At 43.1% G+C, this 204-nt stretch carries 1 rRNA gene; it reads left to right on the top strand.

The features are described from left to right. Window positions 1-102: ribosomal RNA gene (locus tag M3627_RS21295) — 16S ribosomal RNA — on the top strand; the annotation flags it as partial. Between the last annotated feature and the right edge of the window lie 102 nt (window positions 103-204).

Genomic DNA, 204 nt, shown 5'->3' on the forward strand with positions numbered 1-204 from the left:
GGTAACCCTTTTGGGAGCCAGCCGCCGAAGGTGGGACAGATGATTGGGGTGAAGTCGTAACAAGGTAGCCGTATCGGAAGGTGCGGCTGGATCACCTCCTTTCTAAGGATATATTCGGAATACAGATCTTTATCTGTATCTTAACGTTTTGCAGTTCAGTTTTGAATGTTCATTCTATATGAGCATTTAAAGCTTTTTAACTTG

The organism is Psychrobacillus sp. MER TA 171 (assembly GCF_023713305.1).
Taxonomy (GTDB): domain Bacteria; phylum Bacillota; class Bacilli; order Bacillales_A; family Planococcaceae; genus Psychrobacillus.